Source organism: Nonomuraea fuscirosea (assembly GCF_035917475.1).
Taxonomy (GTDB): Bacteria; Actinomycetota; Actinomycetes; order Streptosporangiales; family Streptosporangiaceae; genus Nonomuraea; species Nonomuraea fuscirosea.
Window position 1 is genome coordinate 2,646,830 of record NZ_CP109074.1, and the last position, 19,199, is coordinate 2,666,028.

Here is a 19,199-nt window from a genome sequence, read left to right on the forward strand (position 1 = left end):
TCTGCTGGCGGATATACGACAAGTCGGGTTCTAGCCATGGCGATCTCATAGACACCGCAGATCAGGATGACTAGGAATGCGGTATTCGTGCTTACCGATTCTTGGGAGGTCGTCCATGCTGCGTGGCTTAAGCCGGGTGAGGCGAGGGACGGTGATGGCCGCTTCGGCGGTGATGGCGGCCTCGGCGCTCGCGGTTCCCGGCGCGCACGCCGCCACCGCACCGGCCGCGACCGCATCCGCCGTGAACACCGCCGCCCTGAACGCCACCGCCGTGACCGCCACGGCCGCACCGCCCGGGGCGTTCACGCCCGCGCCGGCGAGTGACGAGATCACGCTGATCACCGGTGACCAGGTCCAGGTGCGCGCGCTCGACGGCGAGCACAGGACCGTCACGGTCACGCCCGCGCCCCGCGCGGACGGCTCGGTGCCGACGTTCCAGGTGCTGGAGTCGGAGCGCGGGGTGACCGTCATCCCCGACGACGTCGCCACGCTCGTCCCAGGACGGCTGGACGCCGAGTTGTTCAACGTGACCGCCCTGGCCGAGCAGGCCTACGGCGCCGACATCCCGCTCATCCTCACCTACCCGCCCAACGCGACCAAGGCCGCGATCCCGGCGGCCAAGCAGGTCCGCGCGCTGGAGAGCATCGGCGGCGCGGGCGTGTCGGTGGCCGCGGCGGACGCGGGCGCGTTCGGGGCGGAGCTGGCCAAGCTGGCCTCCCCGTCGCCGCAGGTCCGCGCGGCGGGACCGCTGGCCGGCGTGACGAAGATCTGGCTCGACCGCAAGGTGGAGCCGGTGCTGAAGGACAGCGTGCCGCAGATCGGCGCGCCCGAGGCGTGGGCCGCCGGGTACGACGGCACCGGCACCACCGTGGCCGTGCTCGACACCGGCGTGGACGCCGCCCACCCCGACCTGGCCGGCAAGGTCGCCGACCAGCGCGACTTCACCGGCGAGAACGCGGCCGGCGACCCGCACGGCCACGGCACCCACGTGGCCGCCACGATCGCGGGCACCGGCGCCGAGGGCGGCAAGGGCGTGGCGCCCGGCGCCAAGGTGCTCAACGGCCGCGTGCTGGCCGCCGACGGCTACGGCCAGCTCTCATGGATCATCGACGGCATGGAGTGGGCGGCCGGCGAGAAGCACGCCGAGGTCGTCAACATGAGCCTGGGCAGCGCCGAGGCGGGCGGCCCGCTCACCGACGCCGTCTCCGCCCTCACCCGCCAGTACGGGACGCTGTTCGTGGTCGCCGCGGGCAACGACGGCTGCGACTCGTGCGTGGGCACCCCCGGCGACGCCCCCGAGGCGCTGACCGTCGGCGCGGTGGACAAGCAGGACAAGCTCGCCGACTTCTCCAGCAAGGGCCCGATCATCGCCGACGGGGCCGTCAAGCCCGACGTCACCGCCCCCGGCGTGGACATCTCCGCCGCCAGGACGGGCGGCGGGCTCGCCACGATGTCCGGCACCTCCATGGCCACCCCGCACGTCGCGGGAGCGGCGGCGCTGCTGCGCCAGGCCCGCCCCGGCATCACCGGCGGCGAGCTGAAGTCCCTGCTCATGGCCTCCGCCCAGCCGGGCGCCGGCATCCCGGTGGACGCACAGGGCGCGGGCCGCGTCGACGTCGCCGCCGCGCTCAAGAGCACGGTCGTGGCCTCGGCGGGCTCGCTCAACTTCGGCCGCCTCACCAAGGGCGAGGAGAAGACCCTCACCGTCGGCTACCACAACCTCGGCCAGGGGCCCGCCGCGCTGAAGCTGTCCAGCGGCGCGGCCTTCAGCGTCGAACCGGCCGAGCTCACCGTCCCCGCCGGCGGCACCGCCGAGGCCAAGGTCACCATCAAGGCCGACACCACCGGATCGCTGCGCCAGGAGCTCACCGCGTCCGGCGTGCGCACGCTGCTGACGGCGAACGTCGAGGACAAGCGGGTCGAACTGCGCGTCCGCGGCGTCGCCAGGGACGGCCGCACCGCCCGCGGCGGCTTCACCGTGCTCAATCTGGACGAGGGCACGCTGGTCGGACGGGTCCTGCCCGGCTCACCCGAGCAGCCCTGCACCGACGCCAAGTACGGCTCGGGCACCTGCCTGCTGGTCAAGCCCGGCACCTACTCCGTGCTCGGCCACGTCTTCACGATGCCCGCCACCCAGGACAGCACCGAGACCGGCAAGCCGCTCAACGAGAGCCTCCTCGGCGACCCGGAGATGAAGATCACCGAGAACACCGAGGTCGTGCTGGACGCCCGCAAGGCGGTCGAGGTGAAGATCGAGACGCCCGACCACCAGACCAAGCGGAACACCGGCGCCGCCGCGGCCCTCCAGTGGTACCGCGCCGGCGAGCAGGGCACCGCGCTGCGCGGCGGCACCACGATCACCCCCGGTGGGCAGATCGAGGAGCGCCTGTTCGTCCAGCCCACGCGGAAGGTGACCAAGGGCACGTTCGTGGTCTCCACCCGCTGGCGGCTCAAGGCCCCCGAGATCACGCTGACCACCCTCGGGCTGAAGCTGGACCCCCAGTACGTCGACCCGGTCCAGTTCAGCGACTTCTCCACCGAGTACCCGCGCCTCGACGGCACCAGGCTGCTGCTCGCCGTGGACGCCGGGCGCGGCTCGGAGAGCGAGATCAGGTCCCGTAACCTGCGCGGCAAGCTGGCCGTCATCCGCCGCACCGACGGCGTGCCCGTCTCCACCCAGTCCAACGCCGCCGCGGCGGCCGGGGCGGCGATGGTCGCGGTCTACAGCGACAAGCCGGGCGCCGACGTCACCACGGGCGGGAACAAGGTCAAGCTGACCGTGCCGACCGTGCGGCTCACCCACGAGGAGGGGCTGAAGCTGGTCGAACGGCTGCGCCGCCTGCCCGTGCCGATCGTGGCCAAGGGCATCTCGGCCAGCCCGTACGTCTACGACCTCTACCTGCGTGAGCAGGGCCGGGTCCGCGACTCGCTGAAGTACGTGGTCCGCGCGAAGTCGCTGGCCAGGATCGAGACCGGCTTCCACAGCCAGCTCGCCGACGACGTGACGGTCAACGAGGCCCGCTACGTCTTCGAGCCCTGGGACAACCTGTCGATCTCGACGAACCATCCCATGCCCAAGACGCCGCGGACTCGTACCGACTACCTCACTCCCGACCCCGACCTGCGTTGGAGCACCTCGGCGGGCACGCCGGAGCGGCACTACAACACGATGTGGCCGCATCCCGACACGGCCCGGGTGTCCCTGTCGTCGCCGGAGTTCCGGCCGTACAAGGCAGGAGAGCGGGCCGAGCAGACCGTGCTCAAGCAGCCGCTGCTGCCCGGCGTCAATCCGCGCAACCCGTTGCGCAGGGACGGCGACGAGCTGTTCGTCTCGATGCAGGGCTTCGTGGACGCCCAGGGCAACTACGGCGAGGCCTACACCAGCGACTTCGAGCAGGGGCTGAAGACCGACTTCCGGCTCTACCAGGGCGACGCGCTGCTGTGGCAGACGAACTACCTGCCGAAGGGGTCGGGGACGCTGCCGGCGGAGAAGGGCGCGTACCGGATCGAGTACGACGTGGCCAACGAGGCCGGCTGGGCGAAGCTGTCCAAGCGGACCCGCAGCGTGTGGACGTTCGACTCCGGGCGGGCGGCCGAACCAGCCGTGATCCCGCTGCTGACGGCCACGTTCGACGCGCCGGTGGACCTGAAGAACCAGGCCAGGTCGCGCAAGCTCGGCCTGTCCCTGCGCCACCAGGAGGGCGCGGAGCAGAGCGCGATCAAGGACGTCTCGCTGGAGGTGTCGTACGACGACGGCGCCACCTGGAAGCCGGCCCGGCTGCGGGCCAAGGGGCAGCGGGCCTACGAGACCACGCTCGACCGCTCGCCGTCCGGCTTCGTCTCGCTGCGGCTGAACGCCTCCGACGTCAAGGGGCACACGCTGGCGACGGAGGTGATCCGCGCCTACGCCATGCGCTGACCCGCTCGAAACCTCCGGGGGAGTGCCGTGCGCGGCCTCCCCCGGAAGGGTTTTCAGGCCCGGCTCTTCTCGATGACCTCCTCCGTCGTCAGCGGCGAGCGGGGATGCCTGGTCAGGCACATGGGGATCCGCGTCTTGACCGGGGCGGCCCCCTCCGTCGCCACGTAGAACTCGCCCGAGCTCAGCCGCGAGACGTCCGGCACGTCGCCGCCCTTCGACCGGGCCATCTCCCTGGCGGCGGAGATCTGGATCGGGGCGTTCAGCAGGCCGAAGAACTGCGTGGCCGAGTTGCCGGGAATGTGGTTGTGCAGCCCCTTCGGCGCCTGGGTGGCGAAGACCAGGCCGAGGCCGTACTTGCGGGCCTGGGAGGCGAGCAGCACCGTGCTGCGGGTGGAGGCCGCGGCCCCCGTCGCCGGCGCGAACGTCTGCGCCTCGTCCATCACCAGCAGCGCGCCCAGCGGCCGGTCCTGCGCCGGATGCCGCTTGAACCAGACGAACAGCTCCATCTGCAACTGGCTCACGAAGCTCTGCCGCTGCTCCGGCGAAGGCAGCCCGACCAGGCTGATCACCGACACCCGCGTCCGCTTGCCCTCCGGCGGGGTCACCAGCAGCGCCGGATCGACCGGGGTGCCGGCGCCGCCGAACAGCGGATCGTTGTCCATCGCGGCGGTCAGCGACTGGGCCAGACCGGCCGCGATGCGCTGGGCGTCGGCCAGCTCGCTCACGCCGTCGGGCAGGTCGGCCAGCAGCGCCGCGAACCCCTTGAGGCTCGTCGCGCCGCGCAGCCCGTAGTACGCCAGCGCCCTGCGCAGCACCGCCTGGCCGAGCTGCGCCTTGTTCGTGTTCGCGTCGAGCCGGATGCGCGGCGCGATGAACGCGACCGCGGCCTCCACCGCCTCGGCGAACTCGTCCGGATCGCCGGCCAGACCGGCGAAGTCCGGCAGCGGCTGGAAGCTCAGCGGGCGGCCGCCCGCCCGGCCCGGCGTCCAGACCACCACGTCCGTGCCCGCCAGGTACTCCTCCGCCCGGCGCGCGTCACCCTCCTCCCAGGACGGCGGCGGCTCGGGCCAGCGCTCGCCCAGCCTGGCCAGGTCGTTGTTCGGATCGAGCACGATGGCGGGGACGCCCGACAGCGCGCACTCCTCGACCAGGCGGCGGATCAGCACGGTCTTGCCCGAGCCCGATCCGGCGAAGATCGTGACGTGCTTCCTGAGCGCCTCCAGCGCCACACTCACGGGCGCGCCGTCCGCCGTCCGCCGCCCGAGCGCCAGGTACGGCACTCGCGTCCCGGACGCTCCGGCGTCCCGGTGATGCGTGCTCGCCTGCGCCGGCTGCGGCGTCTGTGCCGCCGTCTGTGCCGCCGCCTGTGCCGCCGTCTGTGCCGCCGTCTGTGCCGCCGCCTGTGCCGCCGCCTGTGCCGTCTGTGCCGCCGGCTTCGCCGCCGCGCCCGGACGAACCGCGGCCGGAGGCGTTTGGGCCGGGTGGGGACGGGGTTCGCGGGTGGGAACGCTCCAGGCGTCGGTCAGGGCCTCGGTGAGGAACGAGACCGAGGCCGTCGGCCGCCGCCGCGCCAGCCAGCCCGCCAGGTGCGGCGGGTTCTCGGCGAGCAGCGACCTGAGCGCGGCCAGCACCCGGAGATCGTCCTCGCCCACCCGCAGGGTCCGGCCGCCGGCCTGCTCGAACGCCGCGATGGCCGCCCGCGTCGCCGCCCCCTTGGACCACGGCGCGTTGCGCAGCAGGAACAGCCGCCGCTTCGGCACCTCCGCGTCCAGGCCGGCCGCCACGGAGGCCTTGCGGATGCGGTTCAGCGCCGCGTTGCCGTGCCCGGCGGTGACCGCGCGGAAGGCCCAGTGGACCTCGTCCTCGCTCGTCTCGTCCAGGGTCCGGCGCAGCCGCGCGTGCAGAGGCGGTTTGGGGCTCGGCGGCGGGTCCACGCTGAACGCGACCCCGGGCCCGCCCTGCTCGGCGATCCAGGCCGACAGCCCGGCCGCCAGCAGCGCGGGCATCATGGCGTCCTCGCTCACCTGGTCGATCCGCGGCGCGGGGACGCCGTCGCGCAGCTCCGCGAACCGGGCGTCCAGGGCGCGCAGGTCGTCGGGGGGAACGCCGGGTGTCGCGGACGGGGCCGGAGGGCCGTCCTGGGCCGCGGGCGTGGCGGTGAACGCGGTCAGCTCGCGTACCTCGTCGTCCGCCAGGCACGCGCGGACGTGCCGGTCGATCGCGATGAGAAGCTGGCGCGGGGTGAAACCGGGCGCCCGGGTGAACGCCTCCGGCCGCACCGGCCAGGTGGGATAGGGCGGCTTGATCCCGGCCTCGCCGTACTGCACCTCGAACCGCCGGGCGACCAGGGCCCTCGCGGTCTCGGCGTCCGGGATGGTCATGAGCTGGACCGCCTGCCGGAACCGATCACGCACGGTGTCCACCGCCACGTCCTCGACGAGCGCCCAGGTCGCCGGGATGCAGGTCACGACGGTCAGCGTCCTGCGGGTGACTTCGCGCAGCGCCATCAGGCCGCCCGCGATGCGTTCGATCATCGCCGTCTCGCCCGGGTCGCGGGCGGCGCCCTTGGTCGGCGTGGAGGACTGGGCGACCAGGGGGTCGATCTGGTCCACCGCGATGATCGTCGGCCCGGTGAGCGCCATCAGGCGGGAGACGTCCCTGACGATCTCCTGCGGCGTCCTGCCGACCTGCCGGATGCCCCACAGGGCCCGCTCGCCGGCCTCGCCCTCGGGCGCGGACGACAGGAACGCCTCACCCAGGTCCTGCAGGCCCAGGTCGTCGCCGGCCAGCAGCACCAGCGCCCGCGCCGTGTCCTGGCACTCCCGTCCGGCCCGCGGATCCAGGCGGCGCAGCGCCGTCACGAACAGGTCCAGCTCCTCCCGGGTGACGGCCCGTTTGCCGGTGATCGCGCGCCTGGCCATCCGCGACAGCCCGGCCATCGAGGCCAGGCGGTCGAGCAGCACCGCGAGCTGGACCTGCCCGTCCTCCCTGCGGCGCGACAGGCTGTCCAGGATGGACACCACGGTGCTCTCCCAGAAGCCCTTGGCGTCCAGCAGGCCCACCAGGACGAAGTAGCCGCCCTGCTGTTGCGCCTGCTCGCGTACCCAGCCGAGCACGTGCGTCTTGCCGGTGCCGCGCTGGCCCTGGACGACCACGCCGATGGGGCTGGCGTCAGGACGGCCCGCCGCCTCGGCCAGGCCGTCGAGGACGATCCGGGTGGACGCGCCGTGCAGCCCCTCCACGTGGTAGTCCGAGCGGCGCCACACGTCGTCGGCGCTCTCGGTGTAGTTGAAGCTCAGCGCGGCGAGATCCTGCACGCCGCCGGTCATGGCCTGCCGATCCAGAGCAGGTGCTTGTGCTGCTCGCCGATGAGCACGGCCGCCGCGCGGTCCTCCTCCGTGAGCGTCTTCTGGTTCGACTCGGGGACGAGGTTGACGTCGGGCAGCCGCTCCATCCGGACGAGCGTCTCGTCCACGGCGGCCCTGGGCGCGTCGGCCAGCAGCGCGCGCAGGTCGGTGAGGCTGACCCACGCGCCGGGGCGCGCGGCCAGGCCGACGTAGGCGCGGCGGATGCGGGACTCCAGGTCACCCGGCGGCTCCGCTCCTTCTTCCTCCTCGTCGCCGGGGTAGAAGACGTCGGCCAGGCTCAGGTTGCCGCGTTCCAGGTAGCGCGGCAGCCAGTCCAGCAGGGCTCGGGCGATCGCGCCCGAGGACCCCGTCTGCGGCGGGAGCGCGCCCGCCCGCAGGTCCTCGGCCAGGCGCGCCCAGCCGGAGTCCGTCAGCACGTGCAGGTACGCCCCCCGGCCCGGCCGCCGGCTCTCCACCAGCTTCAGCTCGTTGAGCCGCCGCCGCCGCTCGCCGTCGATCGTCAGCCTGTGCCGCTGTTTCAGCTCGCTGTTGGAGACCTCCCCGGCCTCGACGGCCAGCACCAGCAGTGCGGCGAAGTCGGGAAGCGACAGCCCGTTGTGCGGCATGTGTCATCCTTCCGTTCCGCGGCGGCCACGCAGGAACTGCGCGATCCGGCGGAGCACGGTCTCGATGTCGGTCAGTACCTGAACATCGAGAAAGCGCAGCACGGCGTAACCGTCGATCTGAAGCAGCACGTCCCGCTCCCGGTCGGCGGCGAACTTGGCGGCGCCCCTGTGGTCGGGGCCGTCGATCTCCACCACGCAGCGCTCCCGCTCCCACAGCAGGTCCAGCCGGATCGGGGCGGCCAGCGGATGCGGCAGGTACGTCTGGTTCCAGGCCCGCCCCGACGCCCACGCGCACCGCGCCAGCGCCGCCTCCAGCGCCAGCTCACCGGCACTCCCGGGATGCGGCCGCCCGGCGATCGCGGGATACCCCAGCCGACCCCCACCGCCCTGCGCTCCGCCCGCTGGTGCCCCGCTCGTCCGCGCCTCGCCGGGCCCGGCGGCTGTTGCGCCGGAGGGCCACGACCGGGCCGCCGGAGCGCCGGTCCCAGCGGGCCCGGTGGTGAGGCGCGGTCGTACGGTCGGGACGCGGTCGACGGCGTCCAGGGGCGCGCCCGTCAGCCACACGCCCGCCTTCGCTCGCTGGGCCAGCCACTCGCACCCCGCCACGAACACCTCCTGCGCGCCGGCCCCGAGCCCGTCGGGGACGTGCACCAGGACGGCGGCCGCGCTCCTGCCGTAGCTGCCGGCCAGCACCCTGGCCAGCCCCGCCGCCCGCACCTCCGGCGGGAACCCGCTGGGCCCGCCCGCCAGGGCCCGCTCGGCCAGCTCGGCCAGGAACGGGCCGTAGTGCTCGCCGCTGGACGCCCTGCGCAGCGCCAGCGGCCGCACGGCACGCAGCCCGGCGCCACCGGGGCCGTCGATGCCGGCCGCGCCGGGCAACCAGGCGGGGAACAGCGCCAGCGCCGCCGCGTCCAGCTCACGCAGGACGGACGCGACCAGACCGGCCACGGTACGGGCGTCGTCCAGCAGCTCGGCGAGCCCCGGCCGGTAGGTGAGGATGGCCGGCGCCCCCGGCGGCAGCGGGTCGATGCTCAGGGCCACGGCGCCGGCGTCCACGTCGAGCCGCACCACCCGGCCGACAGGCAGATCGGACCACACCCGCACGACACCACCGCCCCTGCTGAATCGGCTTCCGTGACGGTGTATACCGCCTGCCCGGCGATCAGCCCAGCGGGGGAGCGGGAGTCGTCCGGCGGTCAGCTCAGCGAGGATGCCCGCGCCGGCGCTGGAGTCATCCGGCGGTCAGGCCGACGACGCCCGCGGGGGCGTAGGAGGCGCGGGTGAGCATGGCCTGGGCGATGGACGCCTTGACCAGGGCCGCGGCCCGTACGACCGGCACCAGGGTGAGCGCGAACAGCACGCCGACGGCGGTGTTGACACCGATGAAGGCCAGGTCGCCGGTGCCGAGGCCGAGCAGCTCGGGCAGGGCGCGGTCGTTCCCCGGGATCCGGGCCAGGATCCAGCCGTAGACGGGGAAGGTCAGCCCGGCGATCGCTCCGGCCCACCACACCAGGGTCACGACGGCGGCGGCCAGCGAGAACGGGAAGGCGACGATGCCGTACAGCAGGTCGAGGCAGGCCTGGCCGCTGGTCAGCGGGTTCATCAGGCGGCGGAACCAGCCGGCCCCGCCGGGGACGGCGGTGTAGGAGGGCCGGGCGACGGAGCGGCCGAGCACGCCAGGCAGCGCGACCCGTTCGACGTCGCTCAGGCTCCTGGCCACGGCGGCGGCGCCGGACAGGATGGGCAGGCCGACGAACGCGACCGCGCCGCCTGCCCCGGCCGCGATCCCGGCCACGGCGACGCAGAAGTGGGCCATGGCCAAGGGCAGGCCGAGCAGGGCGTAGCGGGTGTCGGTGGCCAGGCGGTGGCGGAGGGAGGTCATGGCAGGAACGCTACGGACCGCCCCCCGCCGCCACGAGCCTGCCCACGGCACGATCGGAGGTAGGGCGGTCCCTACCGAAGCCGCGCGGTGCGGCGGGGATGGGGGCGGGCCTTACCCGAAGCGGCGGGCGGGCCCTATCCGAAGCCGCGTGCCGCCCGGTCATGGCGGAAGGCGTCCAGGCGGGCGAAGTCGAGGTCGAAGGTGGAGACGGGCGCGTCGGGCGGGCCGGTGAAGAAGCCGGTGTGCGTCTCCGGGCAGGGGTTGGCGAAGCCGGTGACGCCCGCGCACGGATGCCCCTGGTACGTGGTCTCGTGGTGCCAGTCGCTGACCGCCACGTACGTCATGAACTCGTACGCCCGCGCCACGCTCATGTGCTGCCACAGCTCCCTGGCCGGGGCGGGGCCGTCCCACCGGGTGACGGAGAAGGCGGGCACCAGGACCGCGTCGAAGGCGTCGTGACCGGCCAGGCCGGCCGAATACCACAGGTCGGCGCAGAGTAAGACGTGCAGGCGGCGGCCGGCCAGCTCGAACCCGGCGCTCGGCAGCCCGGGCCGCACGCCGTTGCGCAGCTCCAGCCCGTACGGATGCACCTTGTCGTACTCCAGCAGCAGCCGGCCCCCCGCGTCGAACACCGCGCCCCTGTTGACGGCGCCGTCGTAGTGGGAGCCACCGACGACGGCGGCCCCCGAGCCCTCGGCCAGGGCGCGCACCCTGGCCAGGTAGTCGGCGCGGGGCAGGCTGGAGCCCGCCAGCTCGGGCAGCAGCACGACGTCACCGGCGCGGGAGGGCAGCAGTTCCTCGACGGCGTCGAAGTTGGCGTGCCCGTCGGGAGACCAGTGCGGGGGCTGAACCAGGAGGATCTTCATGAGGCCCGGCTACTGGGGCACGGCGAGGCGGAGGGGGGTCAGGTCCTGGATGCGAACCGGCTCGTGGCAGGCCGCGCACACCGTGACCGGCTCCAGCACCTCCCCGCAGCTGTGCTCCCAGACCGCGGGCGGCTCGCCTTCGGTGACGTAACGGTCGCCCCAGGACATGAGCGTCAGCAGCACCGAGTTGAGCGCCTGGCCGGACTCGGTCAGCACGTACTCGTGGCGCGGCGGGTGCGTCTCGTACAGGCGGCGCTCCAGCAGGCCGGTCTCCTCCAGCTTGCGCAGCCGGGTGGTGAGGATGTCGCGGCTCGCGCCGGTGTTGCGGGCGATCTGGTCGAAGCGCCGCACGCCCAGGAAGATCTCCCGCAGGGCCAGCAGGCTCCACCGTTCGCCGACGACCGCCAGCGCGTTGGCGATCGAGCATTGCCTGGGCATGAGGGCGCCTCCTGGCCTCCTACGACGAAGTCCGGATTTCCAACTTACCGGGTGCCGGGGATCGCGGCGAGCAGCTCGCGGGTGTAGTCGTCCGAGGGACGGTCGAAGATCTCCTCGGTGGCGCCGCTCTCCACGATCCGCCCGCCGCGCATGACGTGCACCGCGTGGGAGATCATCCGTACCACGGCCAGGTCGTGGCTGATGAACAGGTAGCTGAGCCCCAGCTCGCGCTGCAGCCCGGCGAGCAGCTCCAGGATCTGCGCCTGTACCAGCACGTCCAGCGCGGAGACGGCCTCGTCGAGCACGACCAGCTCGGGCGACAGGGCCAGCGCGCGGGCGATGGCCACCCGCTGGCGCTGCCCGCCGGACAGCTCGTGCGGCAGCCGCTCGCCCATCGACGCGGGCAGCGACACCTTCTCCAGCAGCTCGGCCGCCGTCCGCCGGCGCTCGGCCGCGGTGCCGACGCCGTGCACGCGCAGCGGCTCGGTGATCGACTTCTCGACGGTGTAGCGGGGGTCGAGGGAGGCGTACGGGTTCTGGAACACCGGCTGCACCCGCCGGCGGAAGGCGAACAGCTCCCGGCGGCCGAGCCCGGCGGTGTCCGTGCCGTCGAAGCGGATGCTGCCCGAGGTCGGCTCGTCCAGGCCGAGCAGCAGGTTCGCGGTCGTCGACTTGCCCGAGCCGGACTCGCCCACGATCGAGACGGTACGGCCCTTCGGGACGGTGAACGACACCCCGTCCACCGCCGTGAACTCCTCACCGGTGCCCCGGACGGGGAACACCTTGCGCAGGCCCTCCACCACGACCAGGTCCCCGCTCTCGGAGGGCGGCTCGGCGGGCGGCTCTGCGACGCGGACCGAGGACAGGCTGGGCACGGCCTTCAGCAGCCGCCGGGTGTAGTCGTGGCCGGGATCGGCGAGGATCCCGGCCGCGGGCCCGGTCTCCACGATCTCGCCCTGGTACATGACCGCCACCACGTCGGCCCGCTCCGCCGCCAGCGCCAGATCGTGCGTGATGAGGAAGACGGCCGTGCCCATCTCGGCGGTGAGCTGCTCCAGCTGGTCCAGGATGCGCCGCTGCACGGTCACGTCCAGGGCGGAGGTCGGCTCGTCGGCGATGAGCAGCTTCGGCCGGCAGGCCAGCCCCATGGCGATCAGCGCGCGCTGCCGCATGCCGCCGGAGAACTCGTGCGGGTACTGGGCCAGCCGCCGCTCCGGGTCGGGGATGCCGACCAGGTCGAGCAGCTCCACCACGCGGGCGCGGGCGGCCCTGCCCGTGGCGACCCCGTGCACCTCCAGCGCCTCGGCGATCTGGTCGCCGATGCGCATGAGCGGGTTGAGGTTCGACATCGGGTCCTGCGGCACCAGGCCGATGCCCGCGCCGCGGATGGCGGTCATCTCTCGCTGGCTCGCCCTGGCCAGGTCGCGGCCGTCGAACAGCACCTGGCCGCCGGTGATCCGGCCGTTGCCGGGCAGCAGCCGGTTGACCGCCGCCGCCGTGGTCGACTTGCCCGAGCCGGACTCGCCGACCACCGCGACGGTCTGGCCGGGCAGGATCTCCATCGAGACGTTCCTGACGACGGTGACGTCCTGCCTGCGGGTGCGGAAGGCGACCGAGAGGTCGCGGATCTCCAGGAGCGGGCTCATGCGGTCCTCGATCGGTGGGAGACGGCCTGCAGCAGGTCGGCCCAGAGGGCGTCGGTGGGCGTCGGCGCGCCCTCGGCGAGCAGCCGGTTGGAGGCCAGCGCGAGCGCGATGTCACGGCCGGGCACGAACCCGACCGCGCAGCCCACGTAGCCGGGATGGCCGAGCACGGTGACGGTCTCGCCGGGCAGCTCCAGCGCGTAGCGGCGGAAGCCGAGCGCCTGCTCCTGGTCGGGGCCGGGGGCGAAGAACTCCCGCGCCACCGAGGGCCGCCACAGGTGGTCGTAGTCCTCGTACCTGGACAGCGCGGCCCCGTACTTGAGCAGGTCGGGCACCGTCGAGAACAGGCCCGCGTGGCCGGAGACGCCGTCGAGGGCGTGGAAGGCGTTGCCGTCGGCGACCTGCCCGATCACCGGCTCCGCGCGCCAGCGGGCGAAGTCCGTGCTGCGGTAGGGCACCGGGTACGGCCGGCCGGTGTCCAGCATGGTCATCTCGACCCGGTCGTCGAGGGCGCTCATGGCCGCCTCCGAGCCGGCCGGGCGGGCGTACGTGGTCGAGGTGAGGCCGAGCGGCCGGGTGACCAGCTCGGCCAGCGCCCGGTCCAGCCGCAGCCCGGTGACGGCCGCGATGATCCGGCCCAGCAGGATGAAGCCCAGGTCGGAGTAGTGCCGGGCGCGGCCGGGCCGGTAGCGGGGCGGCGGCAGCTGCGGCGCGATGTAGAGCGGCCACCACTCCCACAGCCCGCCGCGGTGCAGCAGCAGGTCCCGCACGGTGATCGCCTCGTACGAGCGCTGCAGGTACGCGCTGAGCGGCGCGTCCAGGTCCACCAGCCGGTCGGACACCAGCCGCATGAGCATCGTGGTCGTGGCCATGACCTTGGTGACGGAGGCGAGGTCGTGGTACGTCTCCGGGGCCATCGGGTCCACGCCGGTGAGGTCGTCGGGGCGCACGGTGCGGTAGCCGGCGTACTCGTCGAGGTCGAACCACGGCGTGCGGGCCGCCATGACCAGCCCCGGCGGCGGCGTGTGCTCGGGCTTCGTGCCCTCGGGAGCCGTCATCGGGCCAGCACCAGGGACCGTGGCGGTTCGCCGAGCGGCGCGGGCAGGACCAGCGGGCCGGCGCCGGGCGTCAGCGTGCCGAGGATTCGCGGGCCTGCGGCTCCCGTCCCGCCGGGCGCCGTGCCGGGCAGGCCGTGCGCGCTCAGCCAGCCGATCAGCGCGAACGCGATCGCCTCCTTGTCGTCGGCGGGCGCGCCGAAGTCGTCGGAGGGGGCCACCCGCACGCCGGGCAGCGCGGTCCGCAGCCCGTCCATGATCACGGGGTTGCGGCAGCCGCCGCCGGAGACGACCAGCGTGCCCACCCCGGCGGCCCGCACGTCCGCGGCGACCGTGCGCACGGTCAGCTCGGTCAGCGTCGCCACCAGCCCGGCGTCGTCGGCGGCCGAGCCGGTCCTGGCCACCGCCGCGTCCACGTAGCCCAGGTGGAACAGCTCCTTGCCGGTGCTCTTCGGCGCCGGCAGCCGGTAGTACGGCTCGTCCAGCAGCTCCGCCAGCAGCTTCTCGTCCACCCGGCCCGACGCCGCGATCCGCCCGTCCTCGTCGAAGCCGCGCGGGTTCAGCCCTCTGCTCGTCACGACGGCGTCGATCAGCGCGTTGGCCGGGCCGATGTCGTAGGCGTGCAGCGAGCCGTCGCGGAGCACGGTCATGTTGGAGATGCCGCCCAGGTTGAGCGCTCCCGCGCCGCCCTCGTGCGCGCCGAGCAGCAGCCCGTCCAGCACCGACACTAGCGGCGCGCCGTGCCCGCCGGCCGTGATGTCCCTGATCCTGACGTCGGACAGCACCGGCGCGCCCGTACGCTCGGCGATCCAGGCGGGCTGGCCGATCTGCAGCGTGCCGAGCGCGTGCGCGCCCTCGACCCAGTGGTAGACGGTCTGCCCGTGGGAGACGATCAAATCGACGGGCCCGCCCTGGGCGACGGCCGCGGCGGCGGCTTCGGCGAAGCTCTGCCCGATGAGCGTGTCGAGCTCGCACACCTCGGCCAGCGTCGTCGGCGCGGGCGGCAGCGCCGCGATCAGCCGCGCCCGCAGCTCGTCCGGGTACGGCGTGCTCGCCGTGTGCCCGACCCGGCCTTCGAGCACGCTCCCGACGAGCTCGAAGTCCACCACGGCCACGTCGATCCCGTCGTGCGAGGTGCCGGAGATCATCCCGAGTACTCTCATGCCCGCTCCCCGAGTGCCGTGCGCAGCCGTCCGCCGGCCCGCTCCAGCCGCGCCGCCGCGTCCTGTGGTGAAAGGTCGAAGCGGGAGGCCACGACCGCCTGTTTGACGTTGAAGCCGTTGGCGTCCAGCGCCGCCAGCGCCTCCTCGCGTCCCGCTCCGGTGATCGTGCGCACCATGCGCACGGCCCGCTCGCGCAGCTTGCCGTTGCTGGCCTTCACGTCGACCATGAGGTTGCCGTACGTCTTGCCGAGCCGCACCATCACGATCGTCGAGAACATGTTGAGCACGAGCTTCTGCGCCGTGCCCGCCTTGAGCCGGGTCGAGCCGCTGATCACCTCGGGCCCGACGAGCACCTCGATCGCGTGCTCGGCCGCCTGGCCGAGCGGCGAGCCGGCGTTGCACGACAGCCCCACGGTCAGGGCGCCCAGCGCGCGGGCCCGCCGCACGGCGGCCAGCACGTACGGCGTCCGCCCGCTGGAGGCGATGCCCACCACGGTGTCCAGAGGCCCGATCCCGGCCGCGTCCACGGCCGCCGCCCCCGCCTCCTCGTCGTCCTCGGCCCCTTCACAGGGGGAGACGATCGCGCTCTCGCCGCCCGCGATGATCGCGAAGACCTGCTCGGGTGGCGTCGAGAACGTCGGCGGGCACTCGGAGGCGTCCAGCACGCCCAGCCGGCCCGGCGTGCCGGCGCCCACGTAGACGAGCCGGCCTCCGGTCTCCATGCGGGCGGACGCCGCCTCGATGGCCGCGGTGATGCTGGGCAGCGCCGCGGCCACCGCCGCGGGCACGGTGGCGTCGGCCGCGTTCATCGTCGCCGCCAGCTCGCCGACGCTCATCACGTCGATGCCGGCGAAGCGCGGATCGGCCGACTCCGTGGTCAGTTTTGAGAGGTTCACCGCTTCCCTCGGTTCCGGGGGTCGAGTGTGTCGCGCAGGCCGTCGCCGAGCAGGTTGAGACCCACCACGAGCAGCACGACGACCGCGCCGGGCGCGATCAGGGTCCAGGGGGCCACGAACACCAGGCTGCGCGCCTCGAAGATCATCGAGCCGAGCGACGGCGCCGGCGGCGGAGTGCCCAGGCCCAGGAAGCTCAGCGACGCCTCGGTCAGCACCGCCCACGACAGCGACAGCGCGACCTGGATGACGATGATCGAGGTGATGTTCGGCAGCACGTGACGCAGCATGATCTGCCAGCGGCTCAGGCCGGTGGAGACGGCCGCCTTCACGTACTCGATCTCCCTGAGCGAGAGGACGGGCCCGCGGGTGACCCGGATGAAGATGGGGACGTACACGATGGCGATGGCCACGGCGATGGTGAACCAGTTGCGGTCCAGCACCGACGCCAGCGACAGCGCCAGCAGCAGCGGCGGGAAGGCGAACAGCACGTTCGTCACCCCGCCGATGGCGCCGTCGGCCAGGCCGCGGTAGAAGCCGGACACCAGCCCGCCCAGCGTGCCGACGACGGTCGCGAACGCCACCGCGACCACCGCGATCAGCGCCGAGTTGCCCACACCGGCCGCCACCCGGGAGAAGACGTCGCGGCCGAACTGGTCGGTGCCGAACAGGTGCTCGCCGGACGGCGCGAGGAAACGCGCCGGCGGATGCTGGGCGATCGGGTCGTAGGGCAGCAGCCCCAGGTACGACAGCACCGCCACCACGGCCAGCAGCGCCAGGATCACCACGCCGGCCAGCCCTATCGGGCTGCGCCGCAGCAGGCCGCTCACGACGCCCTCACCCGGGGGTCGATGAGCCGGTAGAGGCCGTCGGTCAGCAGGTTGACCAGGACGAACGCCAGCGCGATCACCAGCACGGTGCTCTGCACGACCGCGTACTCCTTCTGCTGGATCCCCAGCAGCACCTGCCGGCCGATCCCCGGCACGGAGAAGATCTGCTCGACCACGACGGCCCCGCCCAGCAGGTAGCCGAACTGCAGCCCGGTCATGGTCACGATCGGCACGAGCGCGTTGCCCAGCACGTGCCTGATCTGCAGCCGCCGTTCCGGCACGCCCTTGGCGCGGGCGGTGCGCACGAAGTCGTTCGAGCGCACCTCCAGCACCGCCGTGCGGGTGGTGCGCAGGATGGGCGCCGCGATGCCGAAGCCCAGCACGAGGGAGGGCAGGAGCATCTGCCGCAGGTTGAGCAGCGGGTCGTCGACGAGCGTGGCGAAGCCCTGCCCGTTGGGGTTGAACCCGAACGACGCGGCGAAGACCGACAGCAGCGTCGTGGCCAGCAGGAACGCCGGGATCGACAGCCCGGCCAGGCTCACCACCTGGCCGGCGGCGTCGCGGACGGAGTTCGTCCGCGAGGCCGCCAGCATGCCCAGCGGCACTCCGATGAGCAGCGCCAGCACGATCGAGAACACCGCCAGCTCGAACGTCACCGGCAGCGAGTGCAGCGTCAGCTCCAGCACGCTCTGCTGCGAGCGCGCCGAGTAGCCGAAGTTGCCGGTGAACATGTTGCCCAGCCACGAGAAGAACTGGGTGACCAGCGACTGGTCCAGGCCGTAGTACTGCTCCAGGGCCTGCCGCTGGGCCGGGGTGAGCGCGGCGGCCTCGGTGCCGAGGCCGGCCGTGATCTGGTCGCCGGGGATCGCCCTGAGCATGACGAAGACGAACACGGCCACCCCGAACAGGATGCCCACCGTCTCGGCCACGCGCCGCAGGACGCGGTTGCGCAGGATCGTCATCCGACCGAGGTGGTCCGCAGGTACTGCAGCGAGCCGCTGGCCATCGGCACGAAGCCCTGCACGCCGGAGGTCGTGGCGGTGTAGGTGTAGCCGGCGAACAGCCAGATCCAGGCGGCGTTGTTCTCCAGCTCGGCGCCGACCTTCTCGTAGATGGCCTTGCGCTCGGCCTGGTCGGTCGTCGCCTTGCCCTGCTGGAACAGCTCGTCCAGCTCGGGGGAGCTGTAGCCGGCGACCTTGTTCAGGTTGCCCTTGCTGGTGAAGTAACGGCCGTAGGAGCCGTCGGGGTCGGGACGCCCGCCGTTGAGCGCCACGGCCGCGTCGAAGTCGGCCGCCACCCAGCGGTCCACGAACGCGCCGGACTCCAGCACCTCCAGGTCCAGGGTGATCTTCGCCTCGGCGAGCTGGGCCTTGAGGTTCTGCGCCTCGTTGACGGAGGTGGCGTACTCGCCCTGGGAGACGATGGTCTTGATCGTCACGCCGCCGGACTTGCCGGCCTTGGCCAGGTACTCGGCCGCCTTGGTGAGGTCGCGGGCCGGGCAGGGGCGCTTGTTCGGGTCCGACTTGAAGGCCGGGGCGGTGATCGGTCCGGTCACCTCGCCCTCGCCGAGCGCGGCGGTGTCGAGCACCTGCTTGCGGTCGATCGCGCACTGCACGGCCAGGCGCACGTTGACGTCCTTGAGGTCGCCGTGCTGCGCGTTGAGCTGGAGCGCGTGGTAGTTGAGCTGCGGCGTCTTGGCCACCTGGATCGTGCCGCCGCCTTCTGCGGTCTGCGCGACGAGCGGGTCGTTGAAGACCGCGAGCTGCACGTTGCCCGACTGCATGGCCGAGACGATGGACGACTCGTCGGGGATCACCCGGAACTCGACCGAGGCGAGCTTCGGCTTCTCGGCGCCCCAGTACTTGTCGTTCCTGGTCAGCGTGATCGACTGGCTCGGCACCCGCTTGCCCAGCGTGAACGGGCCGGTGCCGTTGGGCGTGGCGTTGAGCTTCTCCTCGGTGTCGTCGGAGGAGAGCATGGCCATGTTGACCGTGGCCAGGTTGGCGGGCAGCGCGGCGTCGGGGCCGCTCAGCTCCAGCTCGACCGTGTCGGGGCCGCTCGCCTCGACCGACTTGACCGACGAGAGCGAGGCGCGGGCCACGGCCGCGGTCTTCTCGTCCATGATCTTGTCGAGGGAGTCCTTGACGTCCTTGGAGTCGAACGCGCTGCCGTCGGCGAACGTCACGCCCTGGCGCAGCTTGAGCGTGAGCTTCCTGCCGTCGTCCGAGGTCTCCCAGGACTCGGCCAGGCCGGGCACGACGTTGAGGTCCTTGTCGAACTCGGTGAGCGTGCCGTACAGGTTCTGCAGCACGTTGACGGCCTGGAACTGGGTGGCCTTCCAGGGGAAGAGCGTGTCGGGGTCGGAGGTCACACCGACGACGAGCGCGCCGCCCGCCGCTCCGGTGCCGGACGCCGGCCCGGACGGTGCGCCCGAGGAGGACGAGCAGGCGGTGAGGGCGAGGGACAGCGCAGCGGCGATGCCGGCCGCGGAGAAGGCGCCACGGGGCATATGGTCTCCTCAGAACAGTAGGTCATAA

Annotated in this window: 14 protein-coding genes; 1 reads left to right on the plus strand and 13 read right to left on the minus strand. The window is 73.1% G+C overall.

The annotated features are described in order from the left end of the window. Positions 1 to 154 precede the first annotated feature (154 nt). On the plus strand, positions 155 to 3,919 hold the full coding sequence (locus OIE67_RS11955; protein WP_326639511.1) for a S8 family peptidase: 3,765 nt from the start codon (positions 155 to 157) through the stop codon (positions 3,917 to 3,919). A 53-nt stretch (positions 3,920 to 3,972) separates the two neighbouring features. Here OIE67_RS11955 and OIE67_RS11960 read toward each other — a convergent pair whose 3' ends face one another. The 13 genes from OIE67_RS11960 to OIE67_RS12020 form a co-directional block, all read right to left on the minus strand. Beyond that, on the minus strand, positions 3,973 to 7,248 hold the full coding sequence (locus tag OIE67_RS11960) for an ATP-binding protein (RefSeq protein WP_326639513.1): 3,276 nt from the start codon (positions 7,246 to 7,248) through the stop codon (positions 3,973 to 3,975). Next, complete coding sequence (locus tag OIE67_RS11965; RefSeq protein ID WP_326639516.1) at positions 7,245 to 7,892, minus strand: hypothetical protein; 648 nt, start codon at positions 7,890 to 7,892, stop codon at positions 7,245 to 7,247. Before OIE67_RS11965 ends, OIE67_RS11960 begins: the two co-directional genes overlap by 4 nt. Before the next feature lie 3 nt (positions 7,893 to 7,895). Further along, positions 7,896 to 8,996, minus strand: coding sequence for an endonuclease domain-containing protein (locus OIE67_RS11970; protein WP_326639518.1), 1,101 nt, complete (start codon positions 8,994 to 8,996; stop codon positions 7,896 to 7,898). Positions 8,997 to 9,123: 127 nt separating this feature from the next. Beyond that, positions 9,124 to 9,774 (minus strand): sensor domain-containing protein, encoded by a 651-nt coding sequence (locus OIE67_RS11975; RefSeq protein WP_326639521.1) that lies wholly within the window; start codon positions 9,772 to 9,774, stop codon positions 9,124 to 9,126. Between the two features lie 134 nt (positions 9,775 to 9,908). Beyond that, complete coding sequence (locus OIE67_RS11980; RefSeq protein ID WP_326639523.1) at positions 9,909 to 10,640, minus strand: carbon-nitrogen hydrolase family protein; 732 nt, start codon at positions 10,638 to 10,640, stop codon at positions 9,909 to 9,911. Between the two features lie 9 nt (positions 10,641 to 10,649). Next, complete coding sequence (locus tag OIE67_RS11985) at positions 10,650 to 11,078, minus strand: winged helix-turn-helix transcriptional regulator (RefSeq protein WP_106247953.1); 429 nt, start codon at positions 11,076 to 11,078, stop codon at positions 10,650 to 10,652. A gap of 44 nt (positions 11,079 to 11,122) precedes the next feature. Beyond that, positions 11,123 to 12,724 carry an ABC transporter ATP-binding protein gene (locus OIE67_RS11990; protein WP_326639526.1) on the minus strand — a complete coding sequence of 534 codons (1,602 nt, stop codon included), beginning with the start codon at positions 12,722 to 12,724 and terminating at the stop codon, positions 11,123 to 11,125. Beyond that, on the minus strand, positions 12,721 to 13,779 hold the full coding sequence (locus OIE67_RS11995; RefSeq protein WP_326639528.1) for a serine hydrolase domain-containing protein: 1,059 nt from the start codon (positions 13,777 to 13,779) through the stop codon (positions 12,721 to 12,723). Before OIE67_RS11995 ends, OIE67_RS11990 begins: the two co-directional genes overlap by 4 nt. After that, on the minus strand, positions 13,776 to 14,939 hold the full coding sequence (locus tag OIE67_RS12000; protein WP_326639530.1) for an anhydro-N-acetylmuramic acid kinase: 1,164 nt from the start codon (positions 14,937 to 14,939) through the stop codon (positions 13,776 to 13,778). The genes OIE67_RS11995 and OIE67_RS12000 overlap by 4 nt, the downstream gene beginning before the upstream one ends. Then, entirely contained in the window at positions 14,936 to 15,835 is a 900-nt protein-coding gene (gene murQ / locus OIE67_RS12005; RefSeq protein ID WP_326639532.1) for an N-acetylmuramic acid 6-phosphate etherase, read from the minus strand. The genes OIE67_RS12000 and murQ overlap by 4 nt, the downstream gene beginning before the upstream one ends. After that, positions 15,832 to 16,662, minus strand: a complete 831-nt coding sequence (locus tag OIE67_RS12010) for an ABC transporter permease (RefSeq protein ID WP_326639534.1) — start codon at positions 16,660 to 16,662, stop codon at positions 15,832 to 15,834. Before OIE67_RS12010 ends, murQ begins: the two co-directional genes overlap by 4 nt. Beyond that, a complete protein-coding gene (locus tag OIE67_RS12015) occupies positions 16,659 to 17,624 on the minus strand; it encodes an ABC transporter permease (protein WP_326639537.1) in 966 nt (321 codons plus the stop codon). Before OIE67_RS12015 ends, OIE67_RS12010 begins: the two co-directional genes overlap by 4 nt. Then, positions 17,621 to 19,171, minus strand: coding sequence for an ABC transporter substrate-binding protein (locus tag OIE67_RS12020; RefSeq protein ID WP_326639539.1), 1,551 nt, complete (start codon positions 19,169 to 19,171; stop codon positions 17,621 to 17,623). The genes OIE67_RS12015 and OIE67_RS12020 overlap by 4 nt, the downstream gene beginning before the upstream one ends. Positions 19,172 to 19,199 lie beyond the last annotated feature (28 nt).